This window comes from Sphingopyxis sp. 10G20-10 (genome assembly GCF_057365075.1).
The window spans coordinates 2,129,277-2,145,376 of record NZ_CP195117.1 but is presented as its reverse complement, the minus strand read 5'-3'; the positions used below and the strand labels follow the sequence as shown (position 1 = coordinate 2,145,376).

Here is a 16,100-nt window from a genome sequence, read left to right as displayed (position 1 = left end):
GGGCTAAGCCCCCGTGATTACGGGGTCCAGCCCGCGCGGGAGTTTGAAAATCATATTTTCTTCGGCGGTGACGACGACTTCTTCGTCGATGGGGCGATGCTGCGCGACGCAGTCAATGACTTCGCGCACCAATGTTTCCGGCGCGCTTGCTCCGGCGGTGATTCCCAAAGTTGTGATGCCGGTCAGCCACGCGGGATCAATATCGACCCCGCGTTGCACCAGATGTGCCGGCGTGCCGAGGCGTTCGGCGGCCTCGACCAAGCGCAGGCTGTTCGAGCTATTGGGCGCGCCGATGACCAGCATCCGGTCGCAGCGCGCAGCAATCGCCTTTACCGCTGCCTGTCGGTTCGATGTGGCATAGCAAATGTCCTCGCCGCGCGGGCCGATGATGGCGGGAAACCGATGCTTGAGCGCCGTCAATATATCGCGCGTGTCATCAACCGACAGCGTCGTCTGGGTCAAATAAGCCAGCTTGTCGGGATCGGGTGGAGATAGCGCGGCGACATCGTCAACCGATTCGACGAGTGACATCGCCCCTGGCGGCAATTGGCCCAAAGTGCCGATGACTTCGGGGTGGCCAGTGTGTCCGACAAAAATAATATGTCGCCCGGATTCATAGTTCCGTTCGGCCTGACGATGAACTTTTGACACCAGTGGGCAGGTCGCATCGATAAAGTCGAGCCCGCGCGCTTCGGCCTTGCTTGGTACAGATTTGGGCACTCCGTGCGCGCTGAACACAACCGGGATGCCCTCGGGAACCTGATCGAGCGATTCGACGAAAACAGCACCCAAAGCCTTCAACGAATCAACAACATAGCGGTTGTGGACAATTTCATGCCGAACATAAACGGGCGCGCCATAACGCTCGATGGCCAGCTCGACGATGCGGATCGCACGGTCGACACCGGCGCAAAATCCACGTGGAGCCGCCACTAAAACGGCAAGGCGGGGCGCGGTTGTTGCGGGCGTCGGGGTTAGATTAGGGGGCGCATTCATGATGTAATCGCTCTAGCGCAGGCGTCGGCTCAGCGTAAAGCGGCTTCGTTGCCGTTGCGCCGCGTTCATCGCCCCGATAAGAAGCGGCGCGCATGGAGGTGTACAACTCGCCTCTAACCCCTTTGCCTTACCGGCCCGTTCGTTTGGAAAGCCCGATCATCATGACATTCAATGCGTCTCTTCCCCGTTCTACAGTCGCCTTGTTGGGCGGTGCAATGGCGATGATGCTGGTGGCGGGCTGCGCTGACAAGGGTCAGCTGGACGTCTCGGCAGCGGGTGTTGGCGTTCAGGCGGTTCGCACGGCGTGCCCAGCGGTCGCCATTCCGCTGCAGACGGGCGACATCACGCTTTTCGACCCGGCGACAAGCCGCGATTCGCGCGCGATTGATGTCGTGGCCTCGATCACCAACCTGACACAGCAATGCAATGATGCAACCGATACCGGCGACAAAGTCTATATGCTCGCCGACTTCGATGTTATGGCAACCCGCCGCGATGCCGGACCAGCGCGCACCGTGACCATCCCCTATTTCTCGACGGTTGTGCAGGGCGGTACTGCAGTTGTGGCCAAACGGCTGGGCAATGTCAGTGTGAATTTTGCCGCAGGTCAGACCCGCGGCTCTGGTCACGGTCAGGCGTCGGCCTATATCAACCGTGCGGCAGCGACTCTGCCTGCCGATATTCGTGAACGCATTACGCGCAAGCGCAAAGCCGGGGATCAGGACGCTGCGGTCGATCCCCTGACGATCCCCGAAGTCCGCGCGGCGGTTCAGCGCGCCAGCTTTGAATTGCTGGTTGGCTTTCAACTGACGCAGGACCAGCTCGAATATAACGTTCGACGATAGGCTCTGCTGGCTGGTCCAACTAACCGGCCTGCCGCTGCCCCCGTCAGGCGTCCTGCCACCGAAGGCAGCGCTTTTGTCGCCTTGGGCTTTCCGCAAGCCTTAAGCTGCGTTAGGGGCCGATACAGCCCATTTCCCGTGCGAAAGTTATTGCTTTGACTCTGTTCCGTCGTTTCTCCGACCATATTGGCGCCGCGCTTGATGTGCTGGCCGCGCGCGGCGACATTGTCGCCGGGCTGGATCGCGCCAATATCAGCGTAGAGCCGCCGCGCGACCCCGCGCATGGTGATGTCGCGACCAACGCCGCGATGGTGTTGGCCAAACCCGCCGGAACCAATCCGCGTGCGCTGGCCGAATTGCTGGTGGCTGAACTGAGAAAAATCGACGAAGTGACCGAAGCGAGCGTCGCTGGCCCCGGTTTCATCAATATGCGGCTCGCCGACGACAGCTGGCGCAGCGAACTGGCGTTGATTCACGCAGAAAATGACGAATATGGACGCTCGTTTTTGGGCGAGGGGCGGCGCGTCAACGTCGAATATGTCTCTGCCAATCCGACGGGGCCGATGCACGTTGGCCATTGTCGCGGTGCTGTGGTTGGCGATGCGCTCGCCGCATTGCTCGAATATGCGGGCTATGCCGTCACCCGCGAATATTATGTCAATGACGCGGGGGCGCAGGTCGATGTCCTCGCGCGTTCGGTCCACTTGCGGTACCGTGAAGCATTGGGTGAGGATATTGGCACCATCCCCGAAGGGCTTTATCCCGGCGACTATTTGAAACCGGTCAGCGTCTGGCTCGCCCGCGAATATGGTAATCGCTATGTCGGTGCGCCCGAAGGCGAATGGCTGGCGTTGTTCCGTGCCGCTGCGGTCGATGCGATGATGGACATGATCCGCGCCGATCTGGCAAAGCTTGGCATTCATCACAATCTCTTCTCATCCGAAGCTAAGTTACAATCTGAAGGTAAGCCAGCGGACGCCGAGGCGCGGTTACGCGCCGACGGGCTCGTCTATGACGGTGTGCTAGAGGCGCCCAAGGGGGAGACCCCCGATGACTGGGAACCGGTTGAGTTGCCGCTGTTCCGTTCGACCCAGTTTGGCGACGATCAGGACCGCCCGATCAAAAAATCAGACGGCAGCTGGACCTATTTCGGCGCCGACCTCGCCTATCATTATCAAAAAGCGCAGAGTGCCGACGAACTCATTGATATATGGGGCGCCGATCATGCCGGTACGGTCAAACGGATTCGCGCTGCCGTCGCGGCGCTGACCGGCGGCAAAACCAAATTTGACGTCAAACTTGTCCAGATGGTCCGCCTGCTCAAAAATGGCGAGCCGTTCAAAATGTCCAAGCGTGCGGGCAATTTTGTAACGCTGGCTGATATTGTCGACGAAGTGGGCAAGGATGCGGTGCGTTTCACCATGCTCACCCGCAAGGCCGATGCGCAGATGGATTTCGATTTTGCCAAGGTTGTAGAGGCGTCGCGCGATAATCCGGTCTTTTACGTCCAATATGCCCATGCGCGCATCTCGTCGCTGAAGCGCAAGGTCGCAGAGGCGAAGATGAAACTGCCTGCGCCCGCCCCCGAACGGCTCGACGCAGAGGAACTGGCGCTGGTCAAATTGCTCGCACAATTCCCGAGAATCGTCGAATCGGCGGCGGTTAGTCGCGAACCGCATCGTATTGCCTTCTTCCTTGGCGACGTGGCGGCTGCGTTCCATGCTTGGTGGAATATGGGTAATGATCGCCCCGAAGCGCGTATCATTTTGGCAAATGATACCGAAATGACCGCGACACGGCTTTATTTGGCTGACGGAATCGGGCAGGTTATCCGCAACGGGCTGCACCTGATGGGGGTCGACGCGCTCGAGGAGATGGTGTGATGCCAAAGGGTAAGGACAAGAACAAAGACGTCGAAGCAACCGAGCAGGAAGACGCTGCCGTCGAAAATGAGGAAAGTTTCGACCTGGCAGACGAAGATCGTCTGCCCTGGTTAGAAGCCGCTGACGATTATGAAGATGATGACGCGGTATCGCCTTCACGGCTCCTGATGCTCGTGGTTGGCGGCCTGGTATTGATCGCGGCGGTGATTGGCGGGCTTTGGTGGGTTCAAAATGGCGGAACGCGCGGCGATGCCGAACTGATCGCGGCGCAGGATGGCGACTATAAAGTTGCGCCCGAAAGCGACGATGCCAAAGTGTTTGAAGGCGAGGGCGACGCTAGCTTCGCCGCAACCGAAGGAGCGGAGCCAGCAGGTCGCGTCGATCCATCGCGCTTGCCAGAAGAACCCGCTGTGACGGCGGCAGCGAAGGCTGCAAAAGCTGCAAAGGCCAAATCTGTGGCTAAACCAGCCGCTGCCACGTCCAAATCGGCTACGCCAGTTTCGACCGGTTCGGGGGCAATCCAGCTGGGAGCGTACAGCAGTCAAGCCAGCGCCAATAAGGCATGGACGTCACTGGCCAAGCGCTTTTCCTATCTTGCCGATCTGAACAAGTCGGTGTCATCGACTTCGCTCGATGGCGGGACGGTTTATCGCTTGCGAGCCGCCACAGGGTCGGCTGCGAATGCCGCCAGCCTGTGCGGGAAATTACGGGTAGCCGGCGAAAATTGCGTTGTCGTCCACTGATTCGGAGCAATTGGCCGCAATCATCATTGGTCAGTTCGCTTGTCTGTGGCATGGCAGGATTGAAATCGCGGCCTTTTCCTCGGCTCCGATGTGTGGAGGCTGACGCGGTATGATACCAGCAATCTTCGGCATGGCTGCGCTGACGCTGTCTGAAGACGAGCGTGCCTTTTTCCGCGACTGCGAACCGGCGGGCTATATTCTCTTTGTCCGCAACATCGCCAATCGCGATCAGTTGCGCGCGCTCACCGATGATCTGCGGACACTGCATGGCCGTTCGGACCTGCCGATATTGATCGATCAGGAGGGCGGCCGCGTCGCGCGGATGAAAGCGCCCGAATGGCCCAATTTCCCCAGTGGTGCGGCCTTTGACGCCCTATATGAGCGCGCGCCCGCCAGTGCGATAGAGGCGGCGCGGCTGAATGCCATGGCGCTTGCGGTGATGCTGTCAGAGGTTGGCATCACGGTCGACTGTCTGCCGCTGCTCGATGTGCGCCAGCCTGGCGCCAGCGATGTCATCGGCGACCGCGCGCTGGGCAGCGAACCGATGCGCGTCGCCGCGCTGGGCCGCGCCATTTTGAACGGGCTGCAGGATGGCGGCGTGCTGGGGGTGGTCAAACATATTCCCGGCCACGGTCGCGCGCTGCTGGACACGCATGAAGCGTTGCCCGTCGTCACGGCATCGGACGCGGAGTTGCTGCATGACCTTGCGCCCTTTGCTGCTTTGCGCGACGCCGCGATGGCGATGACCTGCCATGTTGTATTCAACGCCTGGGACGCCGACCGGCCCGCGACACTGTCATCGACGGTCATCGAAACCATCATCCGTCAACGAGTCGGCTTTCACGGCCTGTTGATGACCGATGATCTGGATATGAAAGCCCTGTCGGGCGATGTCCCCTCTCGGGCAGCCGCGGCAATTGCGGCCGGGTGTGACATTGCACTCAATTGTTGGGCCAGAATGGACGATATGGTCGGCATGGCCAATCATCTCGATCCGATCAGCGCTAGTTCCCGGGCGCGGTTGGATGGTGCGATGGAACGTATCGCCGGTGCGCGTCAGGACCGTGGTTTCGCGGCTTTGGTCGACCAGCGCGACGCCTTGCTGGCGCTGGCATGAGCGACGTGGTTGAGCGTCTGCCTTTTGACGAAGATATTGCAGCCTCGCCCACCGAATCCGAAGATGCACTGCAGCTATCGCTCGATAGCTGGGAGGGACCGCTCGACCTGCTGTTGACGTTGGCGCGCAACCAAAAGGTTGATTTGCGTCAGATTTCCATCCTCGCGCTGGTCGAACAATATTTGACCCACATCACAGAAATGCGTGCGCTGAAGTTGGAAGTGGCGGCCGATTATCTGGTGATGGCGGCGTGGCTTGCCTATCTTAAATCGGCGCTGTTACTGCCCAAGGACCCACTCGAAGATCCCTCACCCGATGAATTGGCGCTGCGCCTGCAACTGCGCCTGCAACGGCTGGCCGCGATGCGCGAAGCAGCGGCGCGGCTGCTCGCGCGTGACCGTATGGGTCGCGACGTGTTTTTGCGCGCGAGACCCGAAGGACTTCGCGATGTGCGGATACGCCGCTGGGATGCCAGTCTCTATGACATATTATTGGCCTATGGCCGTGTTCGGCAGCGCAGCGAACCGGCGGTTCATATGGTGGAGCGGCGCCCCATCGTAACGCTTGATGCCGCGTTGCAGCATGTGGGCAGGCTTATCGGGGTTAAGCTTGATTGGGCCGAATTGTCCGAATTTCTGCCGCCCAAATTTGAGGGAACGTTACGCCGCTCGGCGGTGGCCTCAAGCTTTGTTGCCGCGCTCGAACTTGCGCGGCAAGGGCGTGTTGATTTGCGGCAGGCAGGAGCGTTTGAACCCCTATTTTTGAAAGCGGCCTCGTCATGACGATAATCGACGATCAGGAACGGGCGATAGAAGCTATGCTGTTCGCTGCCGACGCGCCGCTCGATCCGCGTGGGATCGCCAATCGGCTGGGCGGCGAGGTAACGACCGCGGACGTGCGCACGGCGATCGAAGCGATTGCGCTGCGTCATGCCGACAGCGGCATCGAACTTGTCGAGCGTGGCGGCAAATGGCATTTCCAGACTCCGGCGGATCTGGCGCATTTGTTGCGCCGGGAACGCGATGATCCACGCAAATTATCGCGCGCCGCCGCCGAGGTTCTAGCCATCATTGCCTATCATGAACCCGTGAGCCGCGCCGAAATCGAATCTATTCGCGGCGTCCAAACGTCAAAAGGTACGCTCGATGTTCTGATGGAGGCCGAATGGATTGCCCCCGCCGGACGACGCGAGGTGCCCGGACGACCGCTGATTTATAAGACCAGTGACGTTTTCCTGCAGCATTTTGGCCTGTCCAGCCGCAAGGACCTGCCGGGAATCGAAGATTTGCGTGCGGCGGGTCTGCTTGATCCTGTCGATCTTGCTCTAGAAGAGGCGATGGGCGAGCTGGACCTAGTAAAAGACGGCGAAGAAGCCTAAATACAGTGAAAGGAGAAATTTGATGGGCGGATTCAGCCTGATTCATTGGCTTATTTTGGGTGTGATCGTCCTGCTTTTGTTTGGCAAAGGTCGCTTTTCCGAGATGATGGGCGATGTTGCCAAAGGACTCAAAAGTTTCAAAAAAGGCATGTCAGAGGATGACGCACCGCCGTCACCGATGAAGCATATCGATGGCCAGCGCGCGCCCGATGCCCCGCCGCCTGTAACACCCGCACCCACGCCGACCAGCGACCAAGAAACCCGCTGACCCTCGCCGCCCGTACAGGGGTAGATGAACCATGTTTGACGTCGCGCCCACCGAGTTGTTACTCGTGGTGATGGTGGCTTTGGTGGTGATCGGCCCCAAAGACTTGCCCAAGGCGATGCGTTTTGTTGGCAAATGGGTTGGCAAAGCGCGCGGTATGGCGCGCCATTTTCGTTCGGGACTCGACACGATGATGCGCGAGGCTGAGCTTGAGGATCTGGAAAAAAAGTGGCGTGAACAAAATGATGCGATCATGCGTGAGTTTCCGCGCGTGACCGATGCAAACGAGGGTGGCGAACCGCCGGTTGCGATCGGAGCGAGCAGTTCGCCCACGCCAGAAGCGCCTATGGAAGATAGCAACTCAGACGATGCGTCCGAAACCGCTGATACTCCAGAAACCCACGCCATTCCGCCGAAGGACGGCCCGTTGCCATGACGGCGGAAGCGCGGGAAACGCCAGATACGCCGGAAACACCAACCACGGGAGATGGCGAGGGCGCGGGCGGAAAAATGCCGCTGCTCGACCATCTGATCGAACTGCGGTCGCGGCTGCTGAAATCGCTTGTGGCTATAGCCCTCGCGTTTGGCGTCTGTCTTTATTTTGCCAAGCCGATTTTCATTCTCCTCGTCAAACCGTTGGTTGCGGCGGGGCAGGGCAAGATTATTTATACCCAGTTGTTCGAGGCTTTTTTCGTTGAGATTAAGGTGGCTCTGTTCGCAGCGATGATGATCGCTTTTCCCGTGATCGCCAATCAGATGTGGAAATTTGTAGCGCCGGGGCTTTATCGCAAAGAGAAACGGGCTTTGTTGCCATTTATTATGGCGACACCGGTTCTGTTTGTCGCGGGGGCGAGCTTTGCCTATTTCATCACTATCCCAATCGCGCTGAAATTCCTGCTCGGTTATCAGGGCGATCTAGGAGGCATTCAGCAAGAAGCCTTGCCTTCTGTCGGAAATTATCTGAGCTTTATTATGCAGTTCATCATGGCATTCGGCATCGCTTTCCTGTTGCCAATCTTGCTCATGTTGCTCGAACGATCAGGAATTGTAACGCGCGAACAATTACTGTCGGCGCGGCGCTATATGATCGTCGCAGCTTTTGCGATTGCCGCCATTTTCACGCCGCCTGACGCTCTGAGTCAGTTGCTTCTCGCCGTGCCGTTGGTTCTGCTTTATGAAATTTCACTATTGGCCATCTGGTTCACCCAGCGCAGACGCAAGACAGCCGCCGATGTGGTGCCTGCGGAATCTCCAACAGAAGGCTAAGATTGATTTGAGGTCTATTGGCGCTAGTGGAGAACGTCTTCACCAGCCTGACCAACCGATTCAATGTCGCGGCCAGCGCCTTTAACGGTTGCGCAGCCGGCGAGCATGACTCCGGCAAACAGCGTCAACAGGATGGAGCGGAAAGCGAGTGTCTTCATCGAAAATCACCTTATTGCTGAAATAATGCAAAATGGCCCGGCACGATCCGAGGGGGGGAGTGGAACGTGACCGGGCCCATGTTGCTGAGCAGCGAATGCGGGGGGGCATAATCTCGCTGCTCGAATGGGAAACGACCTAGTTGAATGATGGTTCCCCAAAAAAGTGCGTTTGCGACAATATTTTTCTCGGAAAATTTCCGTGATAAAATGTTTTTTTAATACCAAAGACTTATTTAGCCCATGCTGGTCAGGCCGCTCGCCACCGCGAGGCCCAGAAAGGCCAAAAAGCCCATAGAGTCGGTTGTCATGGTCACGAAAACACTGCTCGCCACCGCCGGATCCTGATCGAGACGGTCGAGGAGCAGCGGAATCGCAACCCCCGCGACTCCGGCGACAAAGATGTTCGTGATCATCGCGGCGGCGATCACAGCGCCGAGGCCCCAGTTGCCAAACCACAGTCCCGTCGCGGTTCCGGCGATCAATGCGATGGTGCTGCCATTAAGAATCGCAATCTTCATCTCGCGATAGACGGCGCGCCAACTGTTCGAATCGGTGAGCTGGTTCATCGCCAACGCACGGACGGTGACCGCCAATGTTTGCGTGCCCGCATTGCCGCCAACGCCCGCCACAATGGGCATCAATGCGGCCAGCGCGACCATTTGCTCAATCGCGCCGCCGAAAATCCCGACAATCGACGACGCCACCAGCGCCGTGCCCAGATTGGCGACCAACCAGCGCACGCGAGCGCGAAACGTCTCGGCGATGGGCTCGTTAATGTCGCCATCGCCCGCGCCTGACAGCCGCAAAATATCTTCGCCGGCTTCTTCCTGAATGATGTGCACGACGTCATCGACGGTGATCATGCCGACGAGTTGCCCGCCGGGGTCGACAACGGCGGCGGAAATCAGGGCGTATTTCTGGAATCGCAGCGCGACCTCTTCCTGATCCATATCGACCGGAATCAGCGTTTGTTCGCGTTTCATCACGTCGCTGATCGCAATGTCGCGCGGGGTCCGCAAAATCCAGCTCAGCTGGCACACGCCAACCGGGTGGTGCGTCGGGTCGACGACATAGATTTCCCAGAAATCGGTGGTCAGGTCGCCATCGTCGCGCAACATGTCGATCACGTCGCCGACGCGGACATGTTCGGCCACCGCGACCAGATCGCGCTGCATCAGGCGGCCCGCGGTCTCCTCGGGATAAGATAGCGCTTCTTCGATCGCGGCGCGATCTTCGGGATCGAGCGCCTTGAGCACAGCTTGCTGCTCATGCGCCTCCATATCCTCGATGATGGCCACCGCGTCGTCGGTGTCCATTTCGGAAGCGATTTCGGCCACCTGTGCGGGGTCGAGCAGGTCGATCAACCCTTCGCGCACATGCTCGTTCATTTCGGAAAGCACATCGGCGGACAACAGGTCGCCCATCACGCTCGCCAGCATGATGCGGTCTTCTTCGGGGACCAGTTCGAACAAGTCGGCGATGTCGGCGGGATGCAGGCGACCGATGCGTTCGCGTGCGGCGTCGTCCTCTCCGGCTTCGGCCAGCTCGATCACGTCGCGAACAAATTCGGGCTTCAACCGATCATCTTCGTCGAGCTCGGTCTCGGCATCGACGGGCGCGATGATGCGGCCTTCGTCATTTTCGCGCAGGGCAGCGGTTAGGGATTCTTCGCGTTTGTCCATCGCGTGGTCCTCCCTGTTACTGGCGGCACATGTCGCCTTTGGCTCGTGTTTCCCCTAGTCCGCACGATAGGCATTGGCAACGCCGTCTGACAGTGGGGAATAATTTATCCTCGGCATGACGGCATTCGCCCGCTATGGGACGCGCATCTTTTTCTCACCATAGAGCCACAGGAGCTTCCATGACTGATCAGACCCTGACCCTTTCGCTGTCATCGGGCGATGTCAAAATCCGCCTGCGCCCAGACCTTGCCCCCCAGCATGTCGAGCGTATCACCCAGCTTGCGGGCGAAGGCTTTTACGACGATGTGATTTTCCACCGCGTCATTGACGGCTTTATGGCACAGGGCGGCGACCCGACGGGCACCGGCATGGGCGGCAGCAAGTTGCCCGACCTTCCCGCAGAATTTTCGTCAGCCCCGCACAGCCGCGGCGTCTGCTCGATGGCGCGCTCGCAAAACCCGAACAGCGCCAACAGCCAGTTCTTCATCTGCCTCGACGATGCCAATTTTCTGGATGGACAATATACCGTTTGGGGCGAAGTGATCGACGGCATGGATGCGGTCGACGGTCTGCCCAAGGGCGAACCGCCGCGCGAACCCGGCAAGATTGTCAAAGCCAGCGTTGCCTAATCTGATTTCCCCCTCTTCCGATGGGAGAGGGGGATTTTACTCCTCCAAGAATCCGTTCAGTCTGGCACGGGCGTCGATCCAGTCTTCCTTGAATTGCTGGACGACCTGACCCGCGCCCATGGCTTCGTTCATCAACCCGACGCCTTGACCGACCCAATAGGTCGCGAGCGTCTTGGCGCCTTCGTGGCCGCCCTCGGCCAGTTTGTCGACTTTGCGCAGCGCAGGTTCGCTGACCAGCGATTGCATCGGCATAGGCAGCGGTTTGGGCGCGCCTTCGGCTTCCCACGCGTCTGTCCACGGCGACCGCAGCTGGCGTGACGGCTTGCCGGTCCGGCTTTTCGACCGCACCGTATCGCGCGATGAAGCGATGAGCATTTTTTCTTTCACGACCGGATTGGTTTCGGCCTCCGCTGTGGTGAGCCACACCGAACCGGTCCACGCGCCATGCGCGCCCATCGCCATTGATGCGGCCATCTGACGGCCCGTCACGATACCGCCCGCTGCTAGGATCGGTGTATTCGCGCCAACAGCCGCAACCGCCGACGCGACTTCGGGGACCAGCACCATCGTCGCGACTTCACCGCAATGGCCGCCCGCCTCTCCGCCCGCTACGACCAATATATCGACGCCCGCGCGTACCTGCGCCAGCGCATGATCGCGCGTGCCGACAAGCGCGGCCACCGGCACATTATGGCGCTTACCCAGTTCGAGCATCAGCGGCGGCGGCACGCCCAGCGCGTTGGCGACCAGCTTGATTGGATGGCGAAATGCGACTTCAAGCAGAGCGGCGGCTCCATCTTCGCGCATATTGTCGCCGAGGCTGTTGCGTGCCAAGATCGGGAGCACCGCGCCATCATCATCGACTCCATGTTGCTTGAGCAGCGCGGCGGTAAAGTCTTTGTGCTCTTGCGGTATTTCGGGCGGTGCGGTGCGCGCTTCGCCTTTGCCGGCAAAGCTGTTGGGAACGATCAGATCGACGCCATAGGGCCGTCCGCCGATATGAGCGTCAATCCAGGCCAGTTCCTCCTCCAACCGTTCGGGTGGTAGCGAGGCCGCACCAAAGACGCCCATGCCACCCGCCTTTGACACCGCTACCACCACATCACGGCAATGCGAAAAGGCCAGCAGCGGGAATTCTATGTCCAGCATGGCGCAAATAGGTGACTGCATGTTTCTCTCCCGTGGCCGGGCAAATGCCCAGCTATGTCTAATTGCCGCAGTTTCGACCCTAGTTGACGTAAACGTCAAGTTGATTTGCGCCTGTCAGCCTTTATCGCATCTGCATGACAGAATTTGCGCTGCCCGATTTTGACCTCAATGCCTTTGTTCGCGCCACTTTGGCCGAAGACCTGGGGGAGGGAGGCGATATCACATCAATGGCGACCATTCCCGCCGATGCCTGTTTTGGCGGGGTGATGGATAGCCGCGACGCGATCGTCGTCGCGGGCCTGCCGATTGCCGAACGATTTTTTCGCGCCCTCGCGCCCGAAGTGGCCATCGAGATATTGGCTGGCGAAGGCGAATTTGTCGGGGTCGGCAGCGACCTGATGCGCCTGTCGGGCAACGCCCGCGCATTGCTCACAGCCGAACGATCAGCGCTTAACACGGTACAACATTTGTCAGGCATCGCGACGATGACCCGCACTTATGTTGACGCTTTGGCAGGCACCGGCGCGACCTTGCTCGACACGCGCAAAACGATTCCCGGTCTGCGTGTTCTGGAAAAATATGCGACGCGTATGGGTGGGGCGACCAACCACCGGATGCGGCTCGACGATGCGGCGATGATCAAGGATAATCATGTCGCGGTCGCGGGATCGGTCGGCGAAGCAGTGCGCCGCGCTGTTGCTGCGGGCATCGAAAGCATCATTGTAGAGGTTGATCGTATCGACCAAATCGAAGCGGCGTTGACTGCCGGAGCGACCCATTTGCTGCTCGACAATATGTCGCTTGATGATTTGCGTACATCGGTGCGGCTCGTTGATGGAAAAGTGCCGACCGAGGCGTCGGGCGGCGTTCGGCTCGATACGATTCACGCGATTGGCGAAACCGGCGTCGACTTTGTTTCGGTCGGGCGGCTGACCCAATCGGCCCCCGCCGCCGACATCGGACTCGATTTTGCGCTGGTTTAGTTGTGTCGTACTCGGGCTGGCGCTCGTTCCATCCGCCGCCGACGCACAGGCGCTGGCGTGCAGTGCGCCGGATCGCATAACTGTGCCGCGAGGTGAACACCCCCGCCGCGGCGAGCCGGTTCGCAAGCCAAAGATCGCGGGCTATCTGCTCAGCCTTAGCTGGTCGCCGCAACATTGTGCGATGGTGCGTAAACCAAATGGAGCACGCGACCGATTTCAATGTGGCGGAAAAAATGGCCAGTTCGGCTGGGTGCTCCACGGCCTGTGGCCCGAAGCGAAGGGGGCGGATTATCCGCAATGGTGCCGCCCCGCCAAAATTGTGCCGTCGCCGGTCATTCGTAAACATTTGTGCATGACGCCCTCGCCACAATTGTTGCAGCACGAATGGGCTAAGCACGGTACCTGCATGAGTCCGCATCCTGCCGCTTATTTTCGTGCCGCCGAGATATTGTTTCGCGCCGTTCGCTTTCCCGACATGTCAGAATTTTCGGACAAGGCTCAAACTGCCGGCGGTATTCGCCGCGCCTTTGCCGACGCCAACCCCGGTGTCGCCGCGCCCATGCTGTCGATCAAGGTTGATCGCAAAGGCTGGCTCGACGAAATCCGCTTTTGTCTGGGCCCCCGGATGCGGCCGCAACGCTGCAAGCCATTTCAAAGCGGGGCGGGCGACCGTCATCCGGTGCGGGTGCGTCCCATGCCGGGACATGCGCCGCGTTAACGATCTTTTAACCTTACCAAATTCTTAATTGCTCCATATCGTGGCGGCATGAACAGTGTCGACTCTTACTCGTCCGACCCGCGAATCGATATTCGCGACCGTTTACGCGCGCATCAATTACGTCAGGTGCAAGTGGCCCGGCTGAGCGCGCCCGCGGACTGGCAAGGCGAGCTCCGTCAAGCGTTGGCCGCGCATCGCGAACCGCAAAACGACTGGTTCAACCTTGATGATGCGAAGCTGTTTTTACAAAGTTTCGCGATCTTTTTCGTCGCAACCTTTGTGTTCTTTAGCTGAGCCAATCAGTCGCAGGCTTTATGCAGCCGCCACGCCAGAACCGATGAAATCAGGCACATCACCGCGACCATCAGCAAGGTATCGTCGATCGTAAACCCGATGGTGATGAGCGCGCTGAGAATCAGGGTTGCGACGACCATGAAAAGGCTGTTCACGATGTTATTGGCCGCAATGGTCCGCGCGGTTTTCGATTTGGCGACGGTGGTAGTCAAAAAGGCATAAAGCGGAACCACAAACATGCCGCCCGCCACCGAAATGCCAAACAGGTCAAAGATGATCCGGTCACCGGCGCGCAAGGTCAGAAATTCCCGCCAGTCCATCAACTGCGTCCCGACATGCTGCCACCCGCTGACGCACCACCATAAATCGAGTACGAAAACGGCCATGACAATCACTGATCCCGGCGAATATCGGGCCGATACATGGCCTCTCAACATGCGGTTGACGACAATAGAACCGACGGCGACGCCGATCGAAAATATGGCCGTGAACATCGTCGCGACTGTTTTGTCCGATGCCAGCGCATTTTTGACCAGCGGCGGAAACTGCGCCGCCAATATGGCCGCGATGGCCCAGAAGAAACTGATTGATACGATGGCCAGGAAGAGGCGCGGAATATGCATCGTCGAATTGACGAGCTGCCATGATGACCGCAGCACATTATGGTCGATGACCATGTCGCGGGCTTCTATTTCCGGCGGGGCAGCGGGGACCAGGCCGGCGGACAGCCGCCCGATAATGGCGACAATGACAATGCCAAAGACCGCAAAATGCGGCGGCATCAGGCCGCCGACAATCGTCCCGCCCAATATGGCGATATAGGTTCCGGCCTCGACCCAGCCGGTGCCCGCCAGCACTTCGTCATCTTCCAGATGCTGCGGCAGGATCGCATATTTAATCGGTCCGAAAAATGTCGAATGCATTCCCATCGCGAACAGCGCGAGCAGCATCAACGGGACATTGTGCATCCAGATGCCCGCCGCCCCCACCAGCATGATGCCGATCTCGGCCGTCTTGATGATGCGGATGATGCGCGCCTTGTCGTGACTGTCGGCCAATTGACCGGCGAGCGCTGAAAACAGGAAAAAGGGCAGGATAAACAAGCCGCCGGCCAGCGCGTTGAAAGAGGCCTCGGTTTCGGGATTGCGATAAATGGTGAAGGTGACAAGGATCACCATCGCCATCTTGTAAAAATTGTCGTTGAAGGCGTTGAGAAACTGGGTGGCGAAAAGCGGCAAGAACCGGCGTTGCTTCATCAGCGCAAATGAACCGGTCATGCAGGCCCCACCCTTTTATAATTCATGCGCAACGCCCGACTGGACCCGGCCAATATGGTTGTCGTGTGGCGGGCTTATCGGCTAGGGGGAGCAGGGTCAAAGCCCAATTTGGAACCGGCGCGGCAAGGGGTAAGAAACAGTCATTATGCTCAGTTTGCCAAACATCCTTACCTTGTCACGGATATTGGCGGTGCCGATCCTGCTGTTCCTGCTGTGGCCGGGGGTGCATGGCGGCTCGCTTCAGCCGCGTCCCATTGATTATGCGCTGGCCTTTGGGCTTTACTGCCTGATGGGGCTGACCGATTATTTTGACGGCTATGTGGCGCGCTCGCGCGGCACCGTGTCGCGCCTGGGCGCCTTTCTCGATCCCATCGCCGACAAGATCATGATCGCGGCGGTCATCCTGCTCCTTGTCTTTACCCGCGACATTGTTGGTTATCATGTCATCGCCGCGCTGATCATATTGCTGCGAGAGATTATCGTGTCGGGCTTGCGCGAATTTCTGGCGACCTTGCGGGTTTCGATGCCGGTGACGCAGCTCGCCAAATGGAAAACAACCTTTCAGATCATTGCCTTTGGCGCGCTGATCCTCGCGGGCGCGTTGCCCGAGATGGGGTGGATCAAAACGGTGGGGCTGTGGTCGCTGTGGGGGGCAGCGGGGCTGACGCTGATAACCGGCTGGGATTATCTGCGGGTCGGCCTCAAGCATATGGATTGACG

General features: G+C 59.1%; 19 protein-coding genes. 14 read left to right on the top strand and 5 right to left on the bottom strand.

Annotation, left to right across the window (positions count from 1 at the left end):
* Positions 1-3: 3 nt before the first annotated feature.
* Positions 4-996, bottom strand: a complete 993-nt coding sequence (gene ispH, locus ACR3XE_RS10465; protein WP_473700232.1) for a 4-hydroxy-3-methylbut-2-enyl diphosphate reductase — start codon at positions 994-996, stop codon at positions 4-6.
* Between the two features lie 161 nt (positions 997-1,157).
* Here ispH and ACR3XE_RS10460 point away from each other — a divergent pair, with 161 nt between their 5' ends.
* The 9 genes from ACR3XE_RS10460 (at position 1,158) to tatC (ending at position 8,490) form a co-directional block, all read left to right on the top strand.
* Positions 1,158-1,841, top strand: a complete 684-nt coding sequence (locus tag ACR3XE_RS10460) for a hypothetical protein (RefSeq protein WP_486185713.1) — start codon at positions 1,158-1,160, stop codon at positions 1,839-1,841.
* Between the two features lie 152 nt (positions 1,842-1,993).
* On the top strand, positions 1,994-3,721 hold the full coding sequence (argS, locus tag ACR3XE_RS10455) for an arginine--tRNA ligase (protein WP_486185712.1): 1,728 nt from the start codon (positions 1,994-1,996) through the stop codon (positions 3,719-3,721).
* Positions 3,721-4,464 (top strand): SPOR domain-containing protein, encoded by a 744-nt coding sequence (locus ACR3XE_RS10450; RefSeq protein ID WP_473700235.1) that lies wholly within the window; start codon positions 3,721-3,723, stop codon positions 4,462-4,464. The genes argS and ACR3XE_RS10450 overlap by 1 nt, the downstream gene beginning before the upstream one ends.
* A gap of 109 nt (positions 4,465-4,573) precedes the next feature.
* Positions 4,574-5,581, top strand: a complete 1,008-nt coding sequence (gene nagZ, locus ACR3XE_RS10445; RefSeq protein WP_473700236.1) for a beta-N-acetylhexosaminidase — start codon at positions 4,574-4,576, stop codon at positions 5,579-5,581.
* On the top strand, positions 5,578-6,363 hold the full coding sequence (locus ACR3XE_RS10440; RefSeq protein WP_473700237.1) for a segregation and condensation protein A: 786 nt from the start codon (positions 5,578-5,580) through the stop codon (positions 6,361-6,363). The genes nagZ and ACR3XE_RS10440 overlap by 4 nt, the downstream gene beginning before the upstream one ends.
* Positions 6,360-6,959, top strand: coding sequence for an SMC-Scp complex subunit ScpB (gene scpB, locus ACR3XE_RS10435; RefSeq protein WP_473700238.1), 600 nt, complete (start codon positions 6,360-6,362; stop codon positions 6,957-6,959). Before ACR3XE_RS10440 ends, scpB begins: the two co-directional genes overlap by 4 nt.
* A gap of 22 nt (positions 6,960-6,981) precedes the next feature.
* Complete coding sequence (locus ACR3XE_RS10430; RefSeq protein WP_473700239.1) at positions 6,982-7,227, top strand: twin-arginine translocase TatA/TatE family subunit; 246 nt, start codon at positions 6,982-6,984, stop codon at positions 7,225-7,227.
* 31 nt (positions 7,228-7,258) lie between these two features.
* Positions 7,259-7,660: a Sec-independent protein translocase protein TatB gene (gene tatB / locus ACR3XE_RS10425; protein WP_473700240.1), complete on the top strand. Its 402-nt coding sequence runs from the start codon at positions 7,259-7,261 to the stop codon at positions 7,658-7,660.
* A gap of 74 nt (positions 7,661-7,734) precedes the next feature.
* Positions 7,735-8,490 carry a twin-arginine translocase subunit TatC gene (gene tatC, locus ACR3XE_RS10420; RefSeq protein ID WP_473700307.1) on the top strand — a complete coding sequence of 252 codons (756 nt, stop codon included), beginning with the start codon at positions 7,735-7,737 and terminating at the stop codon, positions 8,488-8,490.
* A gap of 23 nt (positions 8,491-8,513) precedes the next feature.
* Here the strand turns inward: tatC and ACR3XE_RS10415 are convergent, their stop codons facing one another.
* Together ACR3XE_RS10415 and mgtE are read right to left on the bottom strand one after the other, a co-directional pair.
* On the bottom strand, positions 8,514-8,648 hold the full coding sequence (locus ACR3XE_RS10415; protein ID WP_473700241.1) for an entericidin A/B family lipoprotein: 135 nt from the start codon (positions 8,646-8,648) through the stop codon (positions 8,514-8,516).
* Between the two features lie 233 nt (positions 8,649-8,881).
* Positions 8,882-10,330, bottom strand: coding sequence for a magnesium transporter (gene mgtE, locus ACR3XE_RS10410; RefSeq protein ID WP_486185711.1), 1,449 nt, complete (start codon positions 10,328-10,330; stop codon positions 8,882-8,884).
* A gap of 179 nt (positions 10,331-10,509) precedes the next feature.
* Here mgtE and ACR3XE_RS10405 point away from each other — a divergent pair, with 179 nt between their 5' ends.
* The gene (locus ACR3XE_RS10405; RefSeq protein ID WP_473700243.1) at positions 10,510-10,959 is read left to right on the top strand and encodes a peptidylprolyl isomerase; all 450 of its coding nucleotides are present in this window, start codon (positions 10,510-10,512) and stop codon (positions 10,957-10,959) included.
* 36 nt (positions 10,960-10,995) lie between these two features.
* Here the strand turns inward: ACR3XE_RS10405 and ACR3XE_RS10400 are convergent, their stop codons facing one another.
* Positions 10,996-12,129, bottom strand: coding sequence for an NAD(P)H-dependent flavin oxidoreductase (locus ACR3XE_RS10400; RefSeq protein WP_473700244.1), 1,134 nt, complete (start codon positions 12,127-12,129; stop codon positions 10,996-10,998).
* Between the two features lie 113 nt (positions 12,130-12,242).
* On the opposite strand from ACR3XE_RS10400, the gene nadC reads away from it, so the two are divergent.
* From nadC to ACR3XE_RS10385, 3 genes are read left to right on the top strand one after another with little or no spacing between them, the layout of a single operon-like run.
* On the top strand, positions 12,243-13,091 hold the full coding sequence (gene nadC, locus ACR3XE_RS10395) for a carboxylating nicotinate-nucleotide diphosphorylase (RefSeq protein WP_473700245.1): 849 nt from the start codon (positions 12,243-12,245) through the stop codon (positions 13,089-13,091).
* A complete protein-coding gene (locus ACR3XE_RS10390) occupies positions 13,078-13,809 on the top strand; it encodes a ribonuclease T2 family protein (RefSeq protein WP_473700246.1) in 732 nt (243 codons plus the stop codon). The genes nadC and ACR3XE_RS10390 overlap by 14 nt, the downstream gene beginning before the upstream one ends.
* A 48-nt stretch (positions 13,810-13,857) precedes the next feature.
* Positions 13,858-14,103, top strand: coding sequence for a hypothetical protein (locus ACR3XE_RS10385; RefSeq protein WP_473700247.1), 246 nt, complete (start codon positions 13,858-13,860; stop codon positions 14,101-14,103).
* A 5-nt stretch (positions 14,104-14,108) separates the two neighbouring features.
* Here ACR3XE_RS10385 and ACR3XE_RS10380 read toward each other — a convergent pair whose 3' ends face one another.
* Positions 14,109-15,380, bottom strand: a complete 1,272-nt coding sequence (locus tag ACR3XE_RS10380) for an MFS transporter (RefSeq protein ID WP_473700248.1) — start codon at positions 15,378-15,380, stop codon at positions 14,109-14,111.
* 145 nt (positions 15,381-15,525) lie between these two features.
* Here ACR3XE_RS10380 and pgsA point away from each other — a divergent pair, with 145 nt between their 5' ends.
* Positions 15,526-16,098 carry a CDP-diacylglycerol--glycerol-3-phosphate 3-phosphatidyltransferase gene (gene pgsA / locus ACR3XE_RS10375; protein ID WP_473700249.1) on the top strand — a complete coding sequence of 191 codons (573 nt, stop codon included), beginning with the start codon at positions 15,526-15,528 and terminating at the stop codon, positions 16,096-16,098.
* Positions 16,099-16,100: the final 2 nt, after the last annotated feature.